Origin of the sequence: Phenylobacterium sp. (genome assembly GCF_013822795.1) — a bacterium.
Taxonomy (GTDB): Bacteria; Pseudomonadota; Alphaproteobacteria; order Caulobacterales; family Caulobacteraceae; genus Phenylobacterium.
Genome location: NZ_PNLB01000012.1, coordinates 70,833 through 88,689, shown reverse-complemented (window position 1 = coordinate 88,689; position 17,857 = coordinate 70,833). Strand labels below are relative to the sequence as shown.

20 protein-coding genes are annotated in these 17,857 nt (G+C 68.1%); 13 read left to right on the top strand and 7 right to left on the bottom strand.

From position 1 onward, the window contains the following. Positions 1–7 precede the first annotated feature (7 nt). The gene (ppk2, locus tag C0481_RS12260) at positions 8–781 is read left to right on the top strand and encodes a polyphosphate kinase 2 (protein WP_293404079.1); all 774 of its coding nucleotides are present in this window, start codon (positions 8–10) and stop codon (positions 779–781) included. Between the two features lie 6 nt (positions 782–787). Next, the gene (locus C0481_RS12255; protein WP_293404077.1) at positions 788–1,990 is read left to right on the top strand and encodes a winged helix-turn-helix domain-containing protein; all 1,203 of its coding nucleotides are present in this window, start codon (positions 788–790) and stop codon (positions 1,988–1,990) included. On the opposite strand, the gene C0481_RS12250 is transcribed toward C0481_RS12255, so the two are convergent. The 4 genes from C0481_RS12250 to C0481_RS12235 form a co-directional block, all read right to left on the bottom strand. Then, complete coding sequence (locus C0481_RS12250; RefSeq protein ID WP_293404075.1) at positions 1,983–2,786, bottom strand: methyltransferase; 804 nt, start codon at positions 2,784–2,786, stop codon at positions 1,983–1,985. The genes C0481_RS12255 and C0481_RS12250 overlap by 8 nt on opposite strands. A gap of 67 nt (positions 2,787–2,853) precedes the next feature. Beyond that, positions 2,854–4,641: an ABC transporter ATP-binding protein gene (locus tag C0481_RS12245; RefSeq protein ID WP_293404073.1), complete on the bottom strand. Its 1,788-nt coding sequence runs from the start codon at positions 4,639–4,641 to the stop codon at positions 2,854–2,856. Beyond that, a complete protein-coding gene (locus C0481_RS12240; RefSeq protein WP_293404071.1) occupies positions 4,638–6,425 on the bottom strand; it encodes an ABC transporter ATP-binding protein in 1,788 nt (595 codons plus the stop codon). Before C0481_RS12240 ends, C0481_RS12245 begins: the two co-directional genes overlap by 4 nt. Before the next feature lie 108 nt (positions 6,426–6,533). Next, positions 6,534–7,331 carry a class I SAM-dependent methyltransferase gene (locus C0481_RS12235; RefSeq protein ID WP_293404069.1) on the bottom strand — a complete coding sequence of 266 codons (798 nt, stop codon included), beginning with the start codon at positions 7,329–7,331 and terminating at the stop codon, positions 6,534–6,536. 386 nt (positions 7,332–7,717) lie between these two features. Here C0481_RS12235 and C0481_RS12230 point away from each other — a divergent pair, with 386 nt between their 5' ends. Continuing rightward, complete coding sequence (locus C0481_RS12230; RefSeq protein ID WP_293404067.1) at positions 7,718–8,728, top strand: UbiA family prenyltransferase; 1,011 nt, start codon at positions 7,718–7,720, stop codon at positions 8,726–8,728. 18 nt (positions 8,729–8,746) lie between these two features. On the opposite strand, the gene C0481_RS12225 is transcribed toward C0481_RS12230, so the two are convergent. Next, positions 8,747–9,163, bottom strand: coding sequence for a MerR family DNA-binding transcriptional regulator (locus C0481_RS12225; protein ID WP_293404065.1), 417 nt, complete (start codon positions 9,161–9,163; stop codon positions 8,747–8,749). 160 nt (positions 9,164–9,323) lie between these two features. Here C0481_RS12225 and C0481_RS12220 point away from each other — a divergent pair, with 160 nt between their 5' ends. The 4 genes from C0481_RS12220 (at position 9,324) to C0481_RS12205 (ending at position 12,402) form a co-directional block, all read left to right on the top strand. Next, entirely contained in the window at positions 9,324–10,058 is a 735-nt protein-coding gene (locus C0481_RS12220; protein WP_293404063.1) for an SDR family oxidoreductase, read from the top strand. After that, positions 10,055–10,825 (top strand): SDR family NAD(P)-dependent oxidoreductase, encoded by a 771-nt coding sequence (locus tag C0481_RS12215; protein ID WP_293404061.1) that lies wholly within the window; start codon positions 10,055–10,057, stop codon positions 10,823–10,825. Before C0481_RS12220 ends, C0481_RS12215 begins: the two co-directional genes overlap by 4 nt. Positions 10,826–10,921: 96 nt before the next feature. After that, entirely contained in the window at positions 10,922–11,470 is a 549-nt protein-coding gene (locus C0481_RS12210; RefSeq protein WP_293404059.1) for a TetR/AcrR family transcriptional regulator C-terminal domain-containing protein, read from the top strand. Next, positions 11,470–12,402, top strand: a complete 933-nt coding sequence (locus tag C0481_RS12205; protein ID WP_293404057.1) for a fatty acid desaturase family protein — start codon at positions 11,470–11,472, stop codon at positions 12,400–12,402. The genes C0481_RS12210 and C0481_RS12205 overlap by 1 nt, the downstream gene beginning before the upstream one ends. Here C0481_RS12205 and C0481_RS12200 read toward each other — a convergent pair. Then, a complete protein-coding gene (locus C0481_RS12200; RefSeq protein WP_293404055.1) occupies positions 12,399–12,986 on the bottom strand; it encodes an HdeD family acid-resistance protein in 588 nt (195 codons plus the stop codon). The two genes, C0481_RS12205 and C0481_RS12200, sit on opposite strands and share 4 nt — an antisense overlap. Positions 12,987–13,083: 97 nt before the next feature. On the opposite strand from C0481_RS12200, the gene C0481_RS12195 reads away from it, so the two are divergent. The 3 genes from C0481_RS12195 to C0481_RS12185 all read left to right on the top strand — a co-directional run bounded on the left by C0481_RS12195 (position 13,084) and on the right by C0481_RS12185 (position 14,707). Beyond that, complete coding sequence (locus C0481_RS12195) at positions 13,084–13,746, top strand: methyltransferase (RefSeq protein WP_293404053.1); 663 nt, start codon at positions 13,084–13,086, stop codon at positions 13,744–13,746. Positions 13,747–13,791: 45 nt separating this feature from the next. Next, entirely contained in the window at positions 13,792–14,133 is a 342-nt protein-coding gene (locus tag C0481_RS12190; RefSeq protein WP_293404051.1) for a VOC family protein, read from the top strand. A gap of 67 nt (positions 14,134–14,200) precedes the next feature. Next, positions 14,201–14,707 carry a YkgJ family cysteine cluster protein gene (locus C0481_RS12185; RefSeq protein WP_293404049.1) on the top strand — a complete coding sequence of 169 codons (507 nt, stop codon included), beginning with the start codon at positions 14,201–14,203 and terminating at the stop codon, positions 14,705–14,707. Here C0481_RS12185 and C0481_RS12180 read toward each other — a convergent pair. Next, entirely contained in the window at positions 14,704–14,994 is a 291-nt protein-coding gene (locus C0481_RS12180) for a hypothetical protein (protein WP_293404047.1), read from the bottom strand. The genes C0481_RS12185 and C0481_RS12180 overlap by 4 nt on opposite strands. A 142-nt stretch (positions 14,995–15,136) precedes the next feature. On the opposite strand from C0481_RS12180, the gene ggt reads away from it, so the two are divergent. The 3 genes from ggt to C0481_RS12165 are packed head-to-tail and all read left to right on the top strand — an operon-like array spanning position 15,137 to position 17,816. Next, on the top strand, positions 15,137–16,900 hold the full coding sequence (ggt, locus tag C0481_RS12175) for a gamma-glutamyltransferase (protein WP_293404045.1): 1,764 nt from the start codon (positions 15,137–15,139) through the stop codon (positions 16,898–16,900). Then, the gene (locus C0481_RS12170) at positions 16,900–17,478 is read left to right on the top strand and encodes a YdeI/OmpD-associated family protein (RefSeq protein ID WP_293404043.1); all 579 of its coding nucleotides are present in this window, start codon (positions 16,900–16,902) and stop codon (positions 17,476–17,478) included. Before ggt ends, C0481_RS12170 begins: the two co-directional genes overlap by 1 nt. Beyond that, positions 17,475–17,816, top strand: a complete 342-nt coding sequence (locus C0481_RS12165; protein ID WP_293404041.1) for an MmcQ/YjbR family DNA-binding protein — start codon at positions 17,475–17,477, stop codon at positions 17,814–17,816. Before C0481_RS12170 ends, C0481_RS12165 begins: the two co-directional genes overlap by 4 nt. Positions 17,817–17,857: the final 41 nt, after the last annotated feature.

Below are 17,857 nucleotides of genomic sequence, written 5' to 3'. Positions count from 1 at the left end.
TCTCGGGATGGCAAAGTCAGACATTGACGACGACGCGTACGACGCCGAGCTCATTGAGCTGCAACTCGCTCTGGTGAAGTACCAGCAAGCGGCCATGACCGGCGGCGACAAGGTGTTGATCATTCTGGAGGGCCGCGACGCGGCCGGAAAGGATGGGACGATAAAACGGATGACGGAATACCTGTCGATTCGCGCGACGCGGGTGATGGCGCTACCCAAGCCCTCCGACGTCGAGCGCACGCAGTGGTATTTCCAACGATACGTGGCGCACCTGCCGGCGGCCGGCCAGATCGTGATCTTCAACCGCTCCTGGTACAATCGAGCCGGCGTCGAGCGCGTAATGGATTTCGCGACCCACGAGGAACAGGAGATCTTCCTCCGCGACGTGCCGCACTTCGAGGAAATGCTGGTCCAAAGCGGAACTCGGCTGATCAAGATCTGGCTCGACATCAGCCGTGAAGAACAGGCCGAACGGCTGAAGGAGCGTCGGGAAGACCCTCTGAAGGCTCTCAAGGTGAGCCCGCTGGACGACGTGGCCCAGGAGAAGTGGGAAGAGTACAGCCAGGCTCGCGACGCCATGCTTACCCGCACCCATCAATCTGAGACCCCGTGGGTTTGCGTCGTCACCGACGACAAGAAGACCGCCCGGCTCAATGTGATGCGCCATGTGGTGCGGACCATCGCCCCGAAGGAACTCGCCAAGGCAGTCGAAAAGCCCGACTCGAAGGTCCTGTTCGAATTTGAGATCGGCGCCATCGCCGAGGGCCGGCTGAACAAGTAGCCGCGCGTGACGGGGGTGGAGGAGATCTCGGCCCGCGAGGCCAGACGCATAGCGCTGGCTGCACAGGGCTTCGCCGAGCGCCGGCCGGCCGCGCCCGGCAAACGCCACCTGCTGAAGGTGATCGAGCGGCTGGGCGTCGTGCAGATCGACTCGGTCAACGTCGTCTCGCGCACCCACTACTTGCCGATGTTCTCGCGCCTGGGGGCCTATCCGCGGCCGCTGCTGGAGGAGATCGCCTGGGGCAAGCGCCCGGCCCTGGTCGAGTACTGGGCGCATGAGGCTTCGCTGTTGCCGGCGGCCACGCACCGGCTGCTGCGCTGGCGGATGGACGACGCCCGCGCCGGAGTCGGCGTCTGGAAGGGCGTCGCCCGGTTCCTGCGCAGCCACGGCGACTTCATCGACAAGTGCCTGGCCGAGATCGAAACCCGCGGGCCGATGCCGGCGTCCGAACTCAGCCTCGGCGCCAAGGGCGCGGGCAGCTGGTGGGGCTGGAGCGAGGGCAAGCGGGCGCTGGAATGCCTGTTCTGGGTCGGTGACCTCACCACCGCCACGCGGCGTGGGACCTTCGAGCGGGTCTATGGCCTGCCCGAGAAGGTGCTTGCCCGGGATATCCTGGCCGAGCCGCCGCCACGCGAGGAGGCGCAGCGCGAGCTGCTGCGGATCGCCGCCCAGGCCCAGGGCGTGGCCACCGAACGCGACCTGCGCGACTACTTCCGGATGGGGGTGGCCGAGACCAAGGCGCGGATCGCGGAGCTGGTCGAGGCCGGCGATCTGGTCCCGGTGAAGGTCAAGGGCTGGGACAACGGCGCCTATCTGCACGCCGACGCGCGTCGGCCGCGGAAGATCACCGCCAACGCCCTGCTCTCGCCGTTCGACAACCTGATCTGGTTCCGCGAGCGGACCGAGCGACTGTTCGGGACCAAGGTGCGGCTGGAGATCTACACCCCGGCGCACAAGCGCGTGCACGGCTACTACGTGCTGCCGTTCCTGCAGGGCGAGGCGATCACCGCCCGTGTCGACCTGAAGGCCGAGCGCAAGAAAGGCGTGCTGATGGTGCAGGCCGCCCACGCCGAACCCAGCGCAAACGCCGCGACGCCGGGATTGCTGGCCGCCGAGCTGAAACTGATGGCCGGCTGGCTGGGCCTGGACCGCGTCGAGGTCGCGCCGAGGGGCGATCTGGCCGAAGCGCTGGCGGCCGCGCTCAGCTAGCCTTCGGCGTCATCACCAGCCAAGGCGTCGCCTGCAGCCGGAATTCCCAGACCGCCAGCAGCTGGTCCAGATGACTCGCGCCCTTCAGGAAGTCCGGCAGCGGCAGGGTCTTAGGCTGGGGATCGAGGCGGACGATGTCGTGGGTCGGCGTGAACCGCTCGACCAGCCGCTCCAGCACGCCCGGACGATAGACGTCGTGCGTCTCGACGATCAGGTCCATGCCGGCCAGGGCGGGCGACAGGTCCGGCCGCAGCAGGTCGTCCTCGGCCCCTTCGATGTCGACCAGCACCAGGCAGCGGCGATCCTTGAAGGCCTCGAACCCGTCGGGCTCGAACCGCTCGCCGATGATCACGCGGTCAGTGACATTGTTCTTGGCCGCAAGTTCGGCGCAGGCCAGCCGCGCATGTTCCTGGATGTCGAAGGCGTGGACCGTGACCGCCGGCATCAGGCGGGCCAGGCCGACGGCGTAGTAGCCCTCAGCGCAGCCGACATCGATGACGCAGTCCAGATCCTTGGCCGCGAAGTCGCGCAGATAGGGATGCAGTTCGGATTCGTAGGTGCCGATCAGCCGCGGGGTCAGCGCCCCCTCGGTGGCGGTGGTCACATAGTCCATGCCCGCAAAGGGCCCCTGCATGATCTTGGCGCCGTACTGGCGGATGTAACCGCTGGCGATCGCCCGCGAGCGCCAGACCGCCAGCACCCGCAGCGCCACGTTCAGCTCACGCGGATCGGCCAGCGACGGCTCGCGCGCCAGGCGGTCACGCAACCACTGCACCACCTGTTCGACGTAGGTCATCCGATTCCCCCAGGGCCAACGCGGCCCTGGGGGTCATCTAACACGGGCGGCCATGCCCGTGTCAGCGTCAGACCGTCCCCTCGGCGACGGCGTGCAGGCGGGCATAGGCGCCGCCCTTTTTCACCAGCTCGGCGTGACGGCCCTCCTCGACGATGTGGCCCTGCTCGAAGACCAGGATCCGGTCGGCGTTGCGCACGGTGGAGAGGCGGTGGGCGATGACGATCGTGGTGCGTCCGGCCATCAGCTCCTCCATCGCCGCCTGAACATCGCGCTCGGTCTCGACGTCCAGCGACGAGGTGGCCTCGTCGAAGACCAGGATCGGCGCATCGGCCAGGAACGCCCGGGCGATGGCCACCCGCTGACGCTCGCCGCCCGAGAGCTTCACTCCGCGCTCGCCCACCAAGGTCTGGTAGCCCAGCGGCAGCTTCATGATGAACTCATGCGCACGGGCGCGGCGGGCGGCGAGCGCGACCTCCTCGGCCGTGGCGTCGGGGCGCGCATAGGCGATGTTCTCAGCGATGGTCCGATGGAACAGCGCCGGATCCTGGGGCACCACCGCGATGGCGCGGCGAAGCGAGCCCTGCTGCACCTCGGCGATGTCCTGGCCGTCGATCAGGATCTTGCCCTTATCCAGGTCGTAGAGCCGCTGGACGAGCTTGACGAAGCTGGACTTGCCTGAGCCCGTCGGCCCGACGAGAGCGACGCGCTCGCCCGGACGAATGGTCAGAGAGAAGTTCCTGAACAGCGGCTCGTTCACGGACTTGTAGCGGAAGGTGGCGTTCTCGAAGACCACCTCGCCTAGGTGTCCGGCCAGCGGCTCGGCGCCCGGACGGTCGGCGACCTGGGGCTCGATCTCTGAGAAGCGGGCCACGTCCTCGACGTCGTCCAGCCCCTTCTGCAACATGCGGACGTTCTCGCCGATGTTGCGCAGGTAGCCGCTCATCACCAGGAAGGCCGTGATGCCGAAGGCCACGTCCCCGGGGGTCGCCTTGCCCTGCGTCCAGAGCAGCAGCAGCAGGCCGGTAAGCCCGCCCTGCAGCACCGCCAGCAGGATGTTCTGGATCAGCCAGAGGTCGGTGAAGCGGTTCCAGGTACGAACCACGGCCCCGCGCCAGGTCTCGGTGATCTCGCCGATGCGGGCGCTCTCGCGGGCCTCGGCGCCGAAGCTGCGGACGGTGGCGTTGCCGGTGACGGAGTCGGCCAGCGCGCCGCCGATCCGCGAATCCAGGGCCACCGACCGCTGGTTCAGCGGCCGGGCGTACTTGGCGGTCAGGATCACGTTGGACGCGATGTAGAGCGCGACGACCGTCAGCGAAAAGAACCCCACCATCGGCCAGCGAACGATCATCATGCCCGACAGGCCGATGAGCACCAGCAGGGCCGGACCGATCCACATGACGATGGCGTCGGAGACCTGATCATACCCCCACATGGCCCGCGACAACCGGCGCACGGTGGCGCCCGCAAAGGCGTCCGCGTGCCAATCGGCCGAGAAGGACTGGATGCGCGCAAAGCCCTCGTTGGTCAGATCGCGCATGTTCAGCGCCGCCAGCGGGTTCCAGAACTTGTTGGCGATGTTCCGCACCACCGAGAGCACCAGATAAAGCCCGACGAACACCGCCCAGGCGCCCCAGGCGACATTGGCCGCCTGCGGTCCTTCGGCGACGGCGTCGACCAGCTTTCCGGCGGCCAGCGGGATGGCCATGTCCGCGGCGATGGAGAGCAGGCTGAACAGCACCATGCCGCTCAGCAGGCCCGGTCGGCGCAGCCAGTAGCGCATGACGAAGCCGATGACCCTGCGGTTAGGCAGGGTCCGCTGCTTCTGGTCCTCGGAGTCCTCGTAGTGGTCGGTCACTGGTCAATTCCTTCGGTCACGGCGTGCAGCCGCGCATAGGCGCCGCCCTTGTCGATCAGTTCGGCGTGGCGGCCTTCTTCGACGATCCGGCCTTGGTCGAAGACCAGGATCCGGTCGGCGCCGCGGATGGTCGACAGCCGGTGGGCGATGACGATGGTGGTGCGGCCCACCATCAGCTCTTCCATGGCCGCCTGGACCTGACGCTCGGTCTCGACGTCCAGCGACGAAGTCGCCTCGTCGAGCACCAGGATCGGCGCATCGACCAGGAAAGCGCGGGCGATCGCCACCCGCTGGCGCTCGCCGCCGGACAGCTTCACGCCGCGCTCGCCCACCGGGGTGTCGTAGCCGTTCGGCAGACGGGCGATGAAGTCGTGAGCGCGGGCCCGCTTGGCCGCCAGCATCACTTCGTCCGGCGTCGCGTCAGGCCGGGCATAGGCGATGTTCTCGGCGATGCTCCGGTGGAACAGCGCCGGGTCCTGCGGCACCACCGCGATGGCGCGGCGCAGGCTGGTCTGGCTGACCTTGGAGATGTCCTGGCCGTCGATCAGGATGCGACCGCCCTGCACGTCGTACAGGCGCTGGATCAGCTTCACGAAGGTGGACTTGCCTGCGCCGGTCGGCCCGACCAGGGCGATGCGCTCGCCCGGGGCCACAATCAGGGTGAAGCCCTCGTAGAGCGGCCGCGGCTGCTTGGCGTAGCCGAAGGTGACGCGGTCGAAGATCACCTCGCCCAGGTCGCCGCGGAACGGCCGCGCCTGCGCATGGTCGTTCAGCTGCGGCTCGGTGCGCATGTAGGTCGCCACGTCCAGCATGTCGTCCAGGCCCTTCTGGAGCATCTGGGTGATCTCGCTGAAGTTCCGCATGTAGCCGGCCATGACGATGAACGAGGTGATCGCGAACGCCACGTCGCCCGGCGTCGCCTGCCCCTGGGCCCAGGCATGGACCAGGAAGCCGGTCAGGCCCGCCTGCAGGATGATCAGCAGCAGATTCTGACCGAGGCCGATGACGTTGAAGCGGTCCCAGGTCTTGTTGACCGCCCTGCGCCAGGCGTCGGCGGTCTGTGCGAAACGGGCCTCCTCGCGCTCTTCGGCCCCGAAGCTCTTGACCGTCGGGTTGGCGCCGATGGCGTCGGCCAGGGCCGCGCCGATCTCGGAATCGAGGGCGGTGGAGCGCAGGTTGGCCGGCCGCACGAAATGCACCGACATCAGGATGTTGTAGGTGGCGAACACCGCGATCACGACGGCGACGAACAGGCCGGCCAGCGGCCAGCGCAAACCGAGCGAAATCGCCAGGCCGCCCAGCACCAGGACGGTCGGCAACAGCATGGCGATCAGCGCGTCGGCGGCGCTGTCATAGCCCCACATGGCGCGGCTGACCCGCCGCACCGTGGCGCCGGCGAAATTCGACGCGTGCCAGTCGGACGAGAAGGCCTGCACGCGGGCGAAGCCTTCCTTGACCATCCGCGACATGATCCGGGCGTAGAAGCCGTTCATAACCCGGAACATGCTGGTCCGGGACATGTAGAAGACCAGGTAGAGGCCAGACAGCGACGCCCAGGCGATCCAGGCCGCCTCGGGCACCTTCTCCGGACTCGAGACAGCATTGATCAGGCCGCGGGTGGCCCATGGGATCGAGAGGTCGCAGATCGTCGCCACCAGGCCAAAGCCGATGATCACTGCGAACTTCTTCGGTTCGCGCATCCAGTGCCCGGCCATGAAGCCGAGCACCTGGCGGTTGGTCAGGGTTCGGGGACGGTCGAGGTCGTCGTCGAGAATGTCGGTCATAACGGATTTCACAAATCGGCCCGGCAGGCGCCGGGGGTAAATTGAGACTTCGAGGGTGGGTGCCGGAGCCCGTGGGGGAGCACGGACCCCGGCGCCTCTGCCGCGCCCCTAGACGGGTCGCCGGGCCTCGAAATTGAGTATTCGACTCGATCGGCCGGGCGGCCGTCCGGACTGGTGATCGGCGCCGACGGAGATGTCCGTGAAGCCCGCCGCGGCGAGCGCCAGTTCGAACTCCTTCAGGCCCCAGAGCCGGAAGGCCATCACCTCCAGCTCGGTCTCGACCAGCCGGCCGTCACGCCAGCGCTCGTAGCGGTCGTGGGTGACCCGGCGCTGGCCGACGAGATCGATCTCCACAGCCCGGCCCTCGATCCGCAGCACGTCGCCGGATGGCGTCGTCCAGGTGCGGATGTCCGGCCGCTCGTTGGTCAGGTAGCCAAGCGGCATCAGGTCGATCAGCAGCCGCCCGCCGGGACGGAGGTGATCGAAGAACCGCTTCAGCACGGCCAGCGCCTCGGCGAAGTTGTCGAGCAGGGTGAAGGTCCCGGCTGGCACGAGGATCGCCGCGAAGTCGTGGTCGTAGCCGAAGTCCTGGAACCTGGCCTGGCGGAGCGCGGGCGAAAGGCCATGCGCGGCGCAGTGGCGAGCGCAGGAGGCGAGCATGTCGGCGGAGCGGTCGAAGCCTTCCACCTCCAGCCCGGCTTCCAGCAGCGGGATGAGCAGCCGCCCCGTCCCGACCCCGGCCTCCAGGATCGGGCCGTCGGTTCCAGCCAGGCGCTCCAGATAGAATGGAACGTCGGGCAACGAGCCGGGCGGTTTGTCGAGATCGTAGACCTCGGTGCACATCGCCCCATAGCGATTGGGGTGCGGGGCGTTCGTCGGGACCGAAATGGGTTCGGCGATAGGCATGTCGTCGTCTTTCGAGACGGACGGATTCCGCGCGTTGCGAAGAGGGAATCCGTGGAATCGGGGAACGCCAGGGCTGCGCGACGGATCGCGCGGGCATGCTGACGATGGAGGTGCAGATCAGCCCGCTGGCGGGGCCGGGCGCGACCTAGTCGCGGAACCGTCCTGCATAGGCGATCACGGCGACAAGCGGCATCTGCAGGCGATGATTTACAGCTTTCACGATGATCACCTCCCTATCAGATGGTTGCGGGGCCGGACGACGACGAGCCGCAACCTGCGCGCATGGATTTGCCCTGTCAATCACTATGACCGGTGTTATTTCACCCGCACCGCTAAGTTGCAGGCTAGGAGTGGCTGCAACGCCACAGGCGGAGTAAAGCCTGCCCATGACCGCCCAGCTTCCCGACGCCGCGCCCCGTAACTGGGTCGACCGCCACGCGCCCGCCGCTCTGCAGCCGTGGCTGAAGCTCGGCCGCTTCGACCGTCCTGCCGGCATCTGGCTGCTGATGTTGCCGGGTTGGCAAGGCGCGGCGCTGGCCGCAGCGATGGACGGCAAGCTGCCCGACCTGCTGCTGCTGGCCAAGATCTTCGTCGGCGCGGCGCTGATGCGCGCTGCCGGCTGCGCGTTCAACGACATCGTCGACCGCGACTTCGACGCCAAGGTGGCGCGCACCGCGATGCGCCCGGTCGCCTCCGGCCAGATCAGCGTACGGCAGGCCTGGGGCTTCATCGTCGCCTGCAGCTTGATCTCCCTGGGATTGCTGCTCAGCATGACGCCGCTGGCGGTGGGCCTGGGCGTCGCCTCGCTGGCCCTGGTCGCCGGCTATCCGTTCATGAAGCGCATCACCTGGTGGCCGCAGGCGTGGCTGGGCCTCACCTTCAACTGGGGCGCGCTGCTCGGCTTCGCGGCGGCCACGGGATCGGTCAGCGCCTATGGTTGGCTGGCGGCCCAGGTCGGCGGCGTGGCGCTGGCGCCAGTCGAGCAGCTGGAGATCGGGCGGCTGACGCTGGCGGCCGTGCTGCTCTACGCCTCCGGGATCTTCTGGACGCTAGGCTACGACACGATCTACGCGATCCAGGACCTGGAGGATGACGCCCTGGCCGGGATCAAGTCTTCGACCCGCCGCCTGGGCGCGAACGTCCAGAAGGGCGTGCTGGCTTTCTATGTGCTGAGTTTCGCCCTGGCGCTGGCGGCGGCCTGGGCCGGGGGCCTGGGCCCACTATTTCTGCCGCTGGCGGCGCTGTTCGGCATGCACCTGTCGCGTCAGGCGTCCCGCGTCGACGTCAACGACGGACCGCTGGCGCTGGCGCTGTTCAAGTCCAACCACCTGACTGGACTGCTGCTGTTCCTGGCGCTGGCGGCCGGGGCCTGGAAAGGACCCGTGGCGGGGTTCTAGACCGCCACGGGATCAGCCTTAGCCGAAGGCGGCGCGGCCAGCGCGCTCGGCGAGCGCAGCTTCCAGCCGGGCGCTGGCGTCGTGCAACACCTCGATCGCCTGGTCGATCTCGTGACGCTGGGCTTCAAAGGCCTTGATGCGCTCCTTGAACTTGCCCAGGGCCTGGGTGTTCTGGGCGATCAGGTCGTCGTCGCGCTCGTAGAGATCGAGGATGTCGCGGATTTCCGCCAGCGACAGCCCGACGTGCTTGCCACGCAGGATCAGGGTCAGCCGCGCACGATCCCGATAGGTGTAGATGCGCGCCTGGCCTTCGCGGCTCGGCGAAAGCAGGCCCTGCTCCTCGTAGTAGCGGAGCGCCCGCGGAGTCGTTCCGAACTCGCGGCAAAGCTGGGTGATCGTAAACGTGGTCGCCGGACGGCGAAGCTTCTGGAGCATCGTTACCTCCCGTTTTTGTCTCTCACGCGCGGGGCTTGTTCCGCGCCCGTCACCACGAACAGTTCACCGACCTTACGTTCACGTCAATGCTGACGTGGGGTGAGCATTGCCGCAGCCCTCCCTACGGCGTGAGGATGTTGAAAACAGGGAGGACGAGACGATGGGTGAACTGGACTTCACCGGCCGGACCGTACTGGTCGTGGGCGGATCGAGCGGGATCGGCAACGGGATCGCGCAGGGGTTCCGGGCACGCGGCGCGGAGGTTCACGTCTGGGGCACCCGGCCGAGCGCCGCCGACTATGCGGCCACGGAAGGCTCCGACCTCATGGGCCTGGCCTACGCCCAAGTCGACGTCGCCGATCGTGACGCGATCGCCGCCAACGGCCCCGACTTCGACAGCCTCGACGTGCTGGTGCTGTGCCAAGGCACGGTGGTCTACCGGCGCGGCGAGTTCGAGCGCGCCGGCTGGGATCAGGTCATGGCGGTCAACCTCGACAGCCTGATGGCCTGCGCCGCCAAGTTCCACGACATGCTGGCCGCCGCCAAGGGCTCGATCATCATCGTCAGCTCGGTGTCCGGCTTCCAGGCCAATCGCGGCAACCCCGCCTATGCGGCCTCGAAGGCCGGCGCGGTCAGCCTGACCAAGACCCTCGGACAGGCCTGGGCCGGCGACGGCATCCGGGTGAACGGCCTGGCGCCGGGCCTGGTCGACACCAAGCTGACCAAGGTCACCACAGAGCATCCCGACCGCCTGCGCGGGGCGCTGAACCGCATCCCGGCCGGACGCATGGGCGAGCCGGCCGACATGGCCGGGGCGGCGCTGTTCCTGGCCTCGCCGCTGGCGTCATACGTCGTCGGCCAGACCCTGGTCGTGGACGGGGGACTGAGCCTATGAGCCGCCTCAGCCGATCGATGAAGGGCGCGCGGGTTCTGGTCACCGGCGCTGGCTCGGGCATGGGCCGAGCGACGGCGGAGGTCTTCGCCGAGGAAGGCGCACACGTGGCGGTCACTGACCACGCCCTGGCGCCGGCGGCGGCGGTCGCCGAGGACCTGGCGGCCCGCGGCCTCAGCGCCCGCGCCTGGCGGCTGGACGTGTCCGACGCCGCCGAGATCGCGTCGGTCGTCCCGCTGATCGCTGCGGAGCTTGGCGGGCTGGATGCGGTGATCAACAACGCCGGCATATCGGCCTTCTCGCCGATCGACAGCGACGGCTACGAGGCGGTGTGGGACCGCTCGCTGGCGATCCTGCTCAGCGCCCACCAACGGGTGATCCGCGCGGCCCTGCCGTTCCTGCGCGCCTCCTCGGCCCCGCGGATCGTCAACATCGCCTCGACCGAGGCGCTGGGGGCGACGGCGATGGACAGCCCCTATGCGGCGGCCAAGGCCGGGGTGACGGGCCTGACGCGGGCGCTGGCGGTCGAGCTCGGCCGCGAGGGGATCACCGTCAACTGCATCTGCCCCGGACCGATCGCCACCGGCATGACGGCTGCCATTCCCGACGACCAGAAGGCGGTGTTCGCCAAGCGACGCACGGCGCTCGGCCGCTACGGCCTGCCCGACGAGGTCGCCCACATCACGCTCAGCCTCTGCTTGCCCGCGGCCTCCTACGTCACCGGCGTGACCATCCCGGTGGACGGAGGCCTGATGGCGCGCAACGCCTGATGCGTTGACGAGCATATTTGTACGCCATACAAATAACGCATGACCAACGTGCGTTCCTTGGCTGACGCGCGCCCAGCGCGGGAACCGGGTCGGCGGATGCGTTCGCGTCTGCTCGACGCGGCGGTGGAGCTGTTCAAGGACAAGGGCCCGGCCGGGGTGTCGGTGGCCGATATCGCCGCGGCGGCCGGCGCCTTCCCCAGCCAGATCACCTACTATTTCCGCACCAAGGAGGCGCTGTTCGTCGAGGCGGCCTGCCGCGAGGTGCTCTACGTCGCCCGTCGGGCCGAGGAAGCGGCGGCCCACGCGACAAGCGGCGCCGACTACAATCGCCGCCTCGTCGAGGCCGTGGTCGGCGCGCCCGGGCTGGCGCTCTTCGTCGAGGCTCTGTCGCTGACTCGCCGCCGCCAGGACCTGACGCCGCTGATCGAGCGCACCTTCGAGCGGCTGCATTCGCAGGGCGACCGCGCCTATGGCGAGATCCGCGCCGCACGCGGCTGGACCGCCAAGTCCAACACCGCCACCACCGCCCGCCGGTTCTGGACCCTGGCCCTGGGCCTCGCTCTTCGGGAAGGCGCGACGGGCGCGACCACCGCCGAGGAGGTCGAGGAGATGCTCTTGCTGCTGCAGTACGAGGGGAACACCTGATGGCCGCCGCCGTCCGCTTGGACCCAAAGGATTTTTTCACGCCGCAGGAATGGGCCCCGATCTCGGCGCGCTCGTCCTGGCGCGGCCCGGCCATGATCGCCCACGCCTGGGCGCTGATCCTCGCCGCCGGGGCGATGGTCGTGATCTGGCCGCTGACCCTGCCGCTGGCGGTGATGATCATTGGCGCCCGGCAGCTGGGCTTGGCGATCCTGATGCACGACGCCGCCCACGGCGCCCTGCACAAGAACCTGAAGGTCAACGACTTCATCGGCGAGTGGCTGACGCCCGGCGGTCTGCACCGCTACCGGCCCTACCATCTGACCCACCACCGCTTCGCTCAGCAAGGCGAGGACCCGGACCTGGTGCTGTCGGCGCCGTTCCCGATCACCGCGCTGTCCCTGCGGCGCAAGATCATCCGCGACCTGACCGGCCAAACCTTCTTCAAGCAGCGGTTCGGCGCGTTCGTCGCCAAGCTGAAGATGCGTAAGGCCGGACAGCCCGTGCTTCCGATCATCGTGCAGGAGATCAAGGATAAGCGCCGCTGGCTGGGCTTCGGAGCGGCCGTGACAGCGGCCGGCGCGCCGTTTGGACTGTGGTGGGTCTGGCCGGTCCTGTGGGTGCTGCCACAGGCCACCTGGTTGCCGCTGGTCACCCGGCTGCGCAACATCGCCGAACACGCCTGCATCGACGTCAATGAACCCGATCCGATGCGCCAGGCGCGCACCACAAAGGCCGGCTTCGCCGCGCGGCTGCTGATCGCGCCCTACTATGTGAACTATCACTGCGAACATCACATGTTCATGCATGTGCCCTGCTACAACCTGCCGCGTGTCCACCGGGCGCTGCGCGCCAAGGGCGTCAGCGAAGGCATGCTGATCGAGCCCGCGGGCTATCTGAAGGTCCTGCAGCTCGCCTCGTCGAAGGGCCGCTAGCGGCCTGCCTTCTTGCGCGCCGAGCGGAGCTGGAAGGCGAGGAACAGCAGCACTATGCCGAACACCAGGCCGTAGACGCCAAGCCACCAGGTCAGCACCACCGCCCCCACCATCGGCGCGAGGATCAGCACGATCCCGAATAGCAGCGACACCACCGCCGAGAACGCTAGCCAGCCGCGCGCCGGGACGGGGCCGCGGCGCATCGCGGTCACCAGCTTCACCCCGCCGGCGAAAAGCGCCCAGACGGCGACAATGGCCACAAAGGCGACCATGCCCAGCCGCGGCATGAAGAACAGGATCAGGCTGGCGACGATGTTGGCCACGCCCTCCACCGCCAGCAGCCCCCAGGAGTGGCGATCGCGCATCGCCTTGAATGCGCTGGCGATGGCCAGAAACCCGTCGGCCATCAGGTAAATCGAGAACACCAGAACCAGCGACAGCGCCGTGGTGACGGGCGCGAACACCGCCAGCAGGCCGAACGCCAACCCGACGACGCCGCGCAGGGCGATCGCCTGCCACGAGACGCCCTCGAACATGGAGGTGAGCACCGGGTTGGGGGAACGCAATCCTTGATCAATCGTCATGGCCGTCTCCCGTTTGGAGGGAAAAAGGCGAAAACTGGGCGTTAGGTTCCCGCCGATCGCGCGAGCGCGGGCCGAAGGCCCATGCTACGGGGCGCAGGTGATTATCCAGACCCTCGAAAGCCGCCGCGCCTTCATCCTCGAAAACACCCGCATTCAGCCGCCGCCGCACACGCCGGAACTGAACCTGTATCTGGCCGACGAGGTGACGCCGCTCTGGCGCCTGACCGAAGAGGCGCTGGCCGAAATCGGCCTGCCGCCGCCGTTCTGGGCCTTCGCCTGGGCCGGCGGCCAGGCCCTGGCGCGCTATGTCCTCGACCATCCCGATGAGGTCGCCGGCAAACGCGTGCTCGATTTCGCGTCGGGCTCCGGCATCGTCGGCATCGCCGCGATGCAGGCTGGGGCCGGCCATGTCCTGGCCACCGACATCGACCCGTTCTGTGGCGCGGCTCTGGCGGTCAACGCCGACCTCAACGGCGTGCGGATCGACTTCACCGACCAGAACCTGCTGGACGCCCCGCCGCCGGACGTCGACGTCATCCTGGCCGGCGACATCTGCTACGAGAAGCCGCTGGCCGATCAGGTCATGAACTGGTTGGCGGCCGCGCACGTCCGCGGCGCCCGCGTGCTGATCGGCGATCCGGGCCGCAGCTACTTCCCCCGCGTCGGCCTCGAGAAGCTCGCCGAGTACGAAGTGGCCACCACGCGCGAACTTGAAGACCGCGAGGTGAAGAAGACCGCGGTCTGGACTCTGCCGGCCTGATCGCGCACTCTAGAACAAATTGAGAACATATCGGCGGAGGCCAGCATGCGCGAAGACGGCAAGATCGACTATGTGGAGCTTCCGGGCGGCGACCTGGTCTCCACGAAGCGGTTCTATCAGGCGGCCTTCGGCTGGGCCTTCACCGACTACGGCCCCAGCTACGCGGCGTTCGCCGAGGGGCTGGACGGTGGTTTCGACGCCGACGCCGCCGCGCAGACCGAGCGCCCGCTGGTGGTCCTCTACGCCCACGACCTGGAGGCCATGGCCGCCAAGGTGCAGGCGGCCGGCGGCGCCATCGTCAAACCAATCTTCAGCTTCCCAGGCGGGCGGCGGTTCCACTTCCGCGATCCGTCGGGCAACGAGCTGGCGGTCTGGTCGGAAAGCTAGGACGTCGTCGAACCGTCACGCATCGTCGCTATCGTCCGGCTTCGGACGATGCTGAGGGACAGGCGCGATGGGCAAGAGCTGCGGCGAATGCGGCATGTGCTGCAAGCTGCTGGCGATCCAGGCGCTGGACAAGCCGGCGGGGGCCTGGTGCGGGCACTTCAAGCGCGCCGCGGGATGCGGCGTCTATGAGGATCGGCCGCCGGCGTGCCGCGGTTTCATCTGCCTGTGGCTGGACTCTGAGAAGCTGGACGAGGCTTGGCGGCCCGACCGCGCCAAGTTCCTGATGTACACCGAGAAGAACGGCCGGCGGCTGAACGTCATTGTCGACCCGAGCCAGCCGACGGCCCGGAAGCGCGAACCCTACTACCGCCGGCTGAAAGCGATGTCCGAGCTGGCGAAGGAGGGCCGCGAGCTGGTGGTCTGCATCGGCGACCGCCGCATCGTCGTCTTTCCGCACGAGGACGTCGATCTGGGCCTGGTCGACCCCGAGCACAAACTGGTCAGCGGCTACGCCGAGCGCGACGGCATGATGACGCCCTACGCGATGATCCTGAGCGACGTGGCGACCAGCTAGGTCAGCTGCGAGATCATCGTCGGGTCGCAGGTCGAGGCCAGCGCCACGCCCGCGCGATCCTTGGCAAGCGGCAACAGCCCCTCGCCAGCTTTCGCCGACGGCAGGGTCATCGCATAGCAGGCCTCGGCCGGGCCGCTCATCGCGCCCAGCAGCCGGACCATGTCCTGCTCCAGAATCCAAGTTTCGGCGGCGATCTCGTCGGGCGACGCCTGCTGGCCCGCCATCTGGCTGAACGCCAGGACGGCAAGCAACGCCGCCGACGCCGCCAAGGCGTCGATTGTTCGCATGTGTCTATCCCCACGCGCCATATAGCGAGACCGTCTCCGCAGAGCAATCAGACGGCGACTGTCTGCACCTGCGGAACCCGCGCGCGCGGGGCAAACTTCACCTTATAGTGCCGCCGCCGAGCATTCGCCTTCCGGAGTTCCCATGCGCCGCCGCACCTTCCTCGCCGCCCTGCCCGCCTCCGCCCTGGCCAGCGGCGCGCTGGCGCAGAGCCGCGCCGACAATCCCAATCGCGACCGTGCCGACGTTCACGGCGGCGACCGGATCGACGGGGCGACCTTCGCCTCGCGCAGCGCCGCCTGGGGCGCGAACGGCGCGGCGGCGACCGCCCACCCGCTGGCCAGCATGGCCGCCCTCGACGTCCTGCGACTGGGCGGCTCGGCGGTGGATGCGGCGATCGCCGCCAATGCGGTGCTGGGTCTGGTCGAACCCATAGCCTGCGGTATCGGCGGCGACTGCTTCGTCATGGTCTGGGACCCGAAGACCCGGCGGGTCGAGGGGCTGAACGGTTCGGGCCGCAGCCCCAAGGACCTGTCGCTGGAGACGGTCCGCGGCCGCGCCAAGAACGGCCTGATCCCCTCGTACGGCGCGGTCTCGGTCAGCGTGCCCGGCGCGGTCGACGCCTGGTGGACCCTGCACCTGCGCTACGGCAAGCTGCCGTGGAAAGACCTGTTCGCCCCGGCGATCATCTATGCCGAGGAGGGACACGCGGTGTCCCAGAACGTCGCCTACTACCTCGATCGGTCACTGAAGAACTTCACGCGTCCGAACGCTGGGATCGAGGAGGTGGAGAACTTCAAGAAGATCTGGGCCCCGGACGGCCGCACGCCGAAGGAAGGCGAGATCTTCAAGAACCCGGCGCTGGGCCGCACCTATCGCCAGATCGCCGCCAATGGGCGCGACGGCTTCTATGGCGGCGAGGTCGCCCAGACCATCGACGCCTATTTCAAGCGCATCGGCGGCTGGATGACCAAGGCCGACCTGGCCACGCACCACGCGCGCTGGGATCCGCCGCACAAGGTCAACTATCGCGGCGTCGACGTCTGGGGCCTGTCGCCCAACAGCCAAGGCCTGGCGACGCTGCAGATGCTGAACATCATGGAGACCTTCGACATCAAGGCGATGGGCTTCCAGTCTGCGGCGGCGATCCATCACGCCGTCGAAGCCAAGCGCCTAGCCTTCGAAGACCGGGCCAAGTTCTACGCCGACCCCGATTTCTTCAAGGTCCCGACCGAGTGGCTGCTGTCGAAGGAATACGCCCGCGAGCGCGCCAAGCTGATCTCGCCCAGCAAGATCCTGACGCCCGTGTTCCCGGGCCAGGCGCCGAGCCGCGGCGACACCACCTACTTCACCACCGCCGACAAGAACGGGATGATGGTTTCGATCATCCAGTCGAACTATCGCGGCATGGGCTCGGGCCTGTCGCCCGACGGCCTGGGCTTCATGTTCCAGAACCGCGGCGAGCTGTTCGCGCTGGAAGACGGGCACGCCAACATCTACGCGCCGGGCAAGCGCCCCTTCCAGACCATCATCCCGGGCTTTGCGACCAAGGGCGGCGATCCCTGGCTGTCGTTCGGGGTCATGGGCGGCGACATGCAGCCCCAAGGCCAGGCGCAGATCATCTCCAACATGGTCGACTTCGGCCTCGGTGTTCAGGAGGCCGGCGACAGCCCGCGCTGGCATCACGGCGGGTCAAGCGAACCGACCGGCGAAGCTCAAAAGGGGATCGGGGTGCTCAATCTCGAGAGCGGCGTGCCGGAGGCGACCAAGGCCGCGCTGGCGGCCATCGGCTGGAAGCTCGCCCCCGACCCCGGCGGTTATGGCGGCTATCAGGCCATCGAGCGCTGGCCCGGCCGCTATGCCGCGGCGACCGAGATGCGCAAGGACGGCGTGGCGCTGGCCTACTGATGGCGCCGACCTTCTTCGAAACGCCGCAAGCGTTCCGCGCCTGGCTGGAGGCCAACCACCAGACGGCCGCGGAGCTCTCGGTCGGCTTCCGCAAGACGGGCACGGGCCTGGCGTCGATCACCTGGCCCGAAGCGGTCGACCAAGCCCTGTGCTTCGGATGGATCGACGGTGTTCGCCACTCCATCGACGCCGAGAGCTACCGGATCCGCTTCACCCCTCGCCGGCCGAACGGCATCTGGAGCCAGGTCAACATCCGTCGGATGGCGGAGCTGCAAGCGCTGGGCCTGGTCCATCCGGCCGGCCTGGCCGCGTTCGAAGCGGGCAAGGGGCGCACGAACGAATACTCCCACGAGCGCGGCGTTCAGCTCTTTTCCGACGCTGAGACCGCGCAGTTCCAGGCGAACGCGCCGGCCTGGGCGAACTTCCAGGCCTTCCCGCCGTCCTACCGCAAGGTCGCCGTGCATCGGGTCGTCAGCGCCAAGGGGGCCGAAACCCGCGCAAAGCGGATGTTGATCCTGATTGACGCCTGCCGGGACGGGGTGAAGCTGGTCTCGGCGACCAAGAGGGAAGCACCATGACAGCCGACGAAGTCCGCGAGCTGGTGCTGGCGTTTCCAGGCGCCGAGGAAGGCACGTCCTACGGCCAGCCGTCGTTCAAGGTGAACGGTAAGTTCTTCACCCGGCTGCGCGGCGAGGACCAAAGCCTGGTGCTGCTCGACGTCAGCCATGACGAGCGCGAGATGCTGATGGAGGCCGAACCGGCGACCTTCCACATCACCCCGCACTACAGGGACTACCCAAGCGTGCTGGCCCGCATCGACAGCCTGCACCCCGGATCGTTGCAGAACTTCCTGGACCGCCGCTGGCGCAAGATCGCGCCAAAGAAGCTGGTCAAGGCCCGCGACGCAGGCGCCTGAGCGCCAGGCGGAAAATTTCGTGGAACGGAGATGGCGCGCAG

Coding starts and splice junctions, on each gene's coding strand:
- ppk2 (WP_293404079.1), top strand. CDS start 8: ATGGCAAAGTCAGACATTGACGACGACGCGTACGACGCCGAGCTCATT.
- C0481_RS12250 (WP_293404075.1), bottom strand. CDS start 2,786: ATGACCTACGTCGAACAGGTGGTGCAGTGGTTGCGTGACCGCCTGGCG.
- C0481_RS12240 (WP_293404071.1), bottom strand. CDS start 6,425: ATGACCGACATTCTCGACGACGACCTCGACCGTCCCCGAACCCTGACC.
- C0481_RS12235 (WP_293404069.1), bottom strand. CDS start 7,331: ATGCCTATCGCCGAACCCATTTCGGTCCCGACGAACGCCCCGCACCCC.
- C0481_RS12230 (WP_293404067.1), top strand. CDS start 7,718: ATGACCGCCCAGCTTCCCGACGCCGCGCCCCGTAACTGGGTCGACCGC.
- C0481_RS12225 (WP_293404065.1), bottom strand. CDS start 9,163: ATGCTCCAGAAGCTTCGCCGTCCGGCGACCACGTTTACGATCACCCAG.
- C0481_RS12220 (WP_293404063.1), top strand. CDS start 9,324: ATGGGTGAACTGGACTTCACCGGCCGGACCGTACTGGTCGTGGGCGGA.
- C0481_RS12215 (WP_293404061.1), top strand. CDS start 10,055: ATGAGCCGCCTCAGCCGATCGATGAAGGGCGCGCGGGTTCTGGTCACC.
- C0481_RS12210 (WP_293404059.1), top strand. CDS start 10,922: ATGCGTTCGCGTCTGCTCGACGCGGCGGTGGAGCTGTTCAAGGACAAG.
- C0481_RS12205 (WP_293404057.1), top strand. CDS start 11,470: ATGGCCGCCGCCGTCCGCTTGGACCCAAAGGATTTTTTCACGCCGCAG.
- C0481_RS12200 (WP_293404055.1), bottom strand. CDS start 12,986: ATGACGATTGATCAAGGATTGCGTTCCCCCAACCCGGTGCTCACCTCC.
- C0481_RS12190 (WP_293404051.1), top strand. CDS start 13,792: ATGCGCGAAGACGGCAAGATCGACTATGTGGAGCTTCCGGGCGGCGAC.
- C0481_RS12185 (WP_293404049.1), top strand. CDS start 14,201: ATGGGCAAGAGCTGCGGCGAATGCGGCATGTGCTGCAAGCTGCTGGCG.
- C0481_RS12180 (WP_293404047.1), bottom strand. CDS start 14,994: ATGCGAACAATCGACGCCTTGGCGGCGTCGGCGGCGTTGCTTGCCGTC.
- ggt (WP_293404045.1), top strand. CDS start 15,137: ATGCGCCGCCGCACCTTCCTCGCCGCCCTGCCCGCCTCCGCCCTGGCC.
- C0481_RS12170 (WP_293404043.1), top strand. CDS start 16,900: ATGGCGCCGACCTTCTTCGAAACGCCGCAAGCGTTCCGCGCCTGGCTG.
- C0481_RS12165 (WP_293404041.1), top strand. CDS start 17,475: ATGACAGCCGACGAAGTCCGCGAGCTGGTGCTGGCGTTTCCAGGCGCC.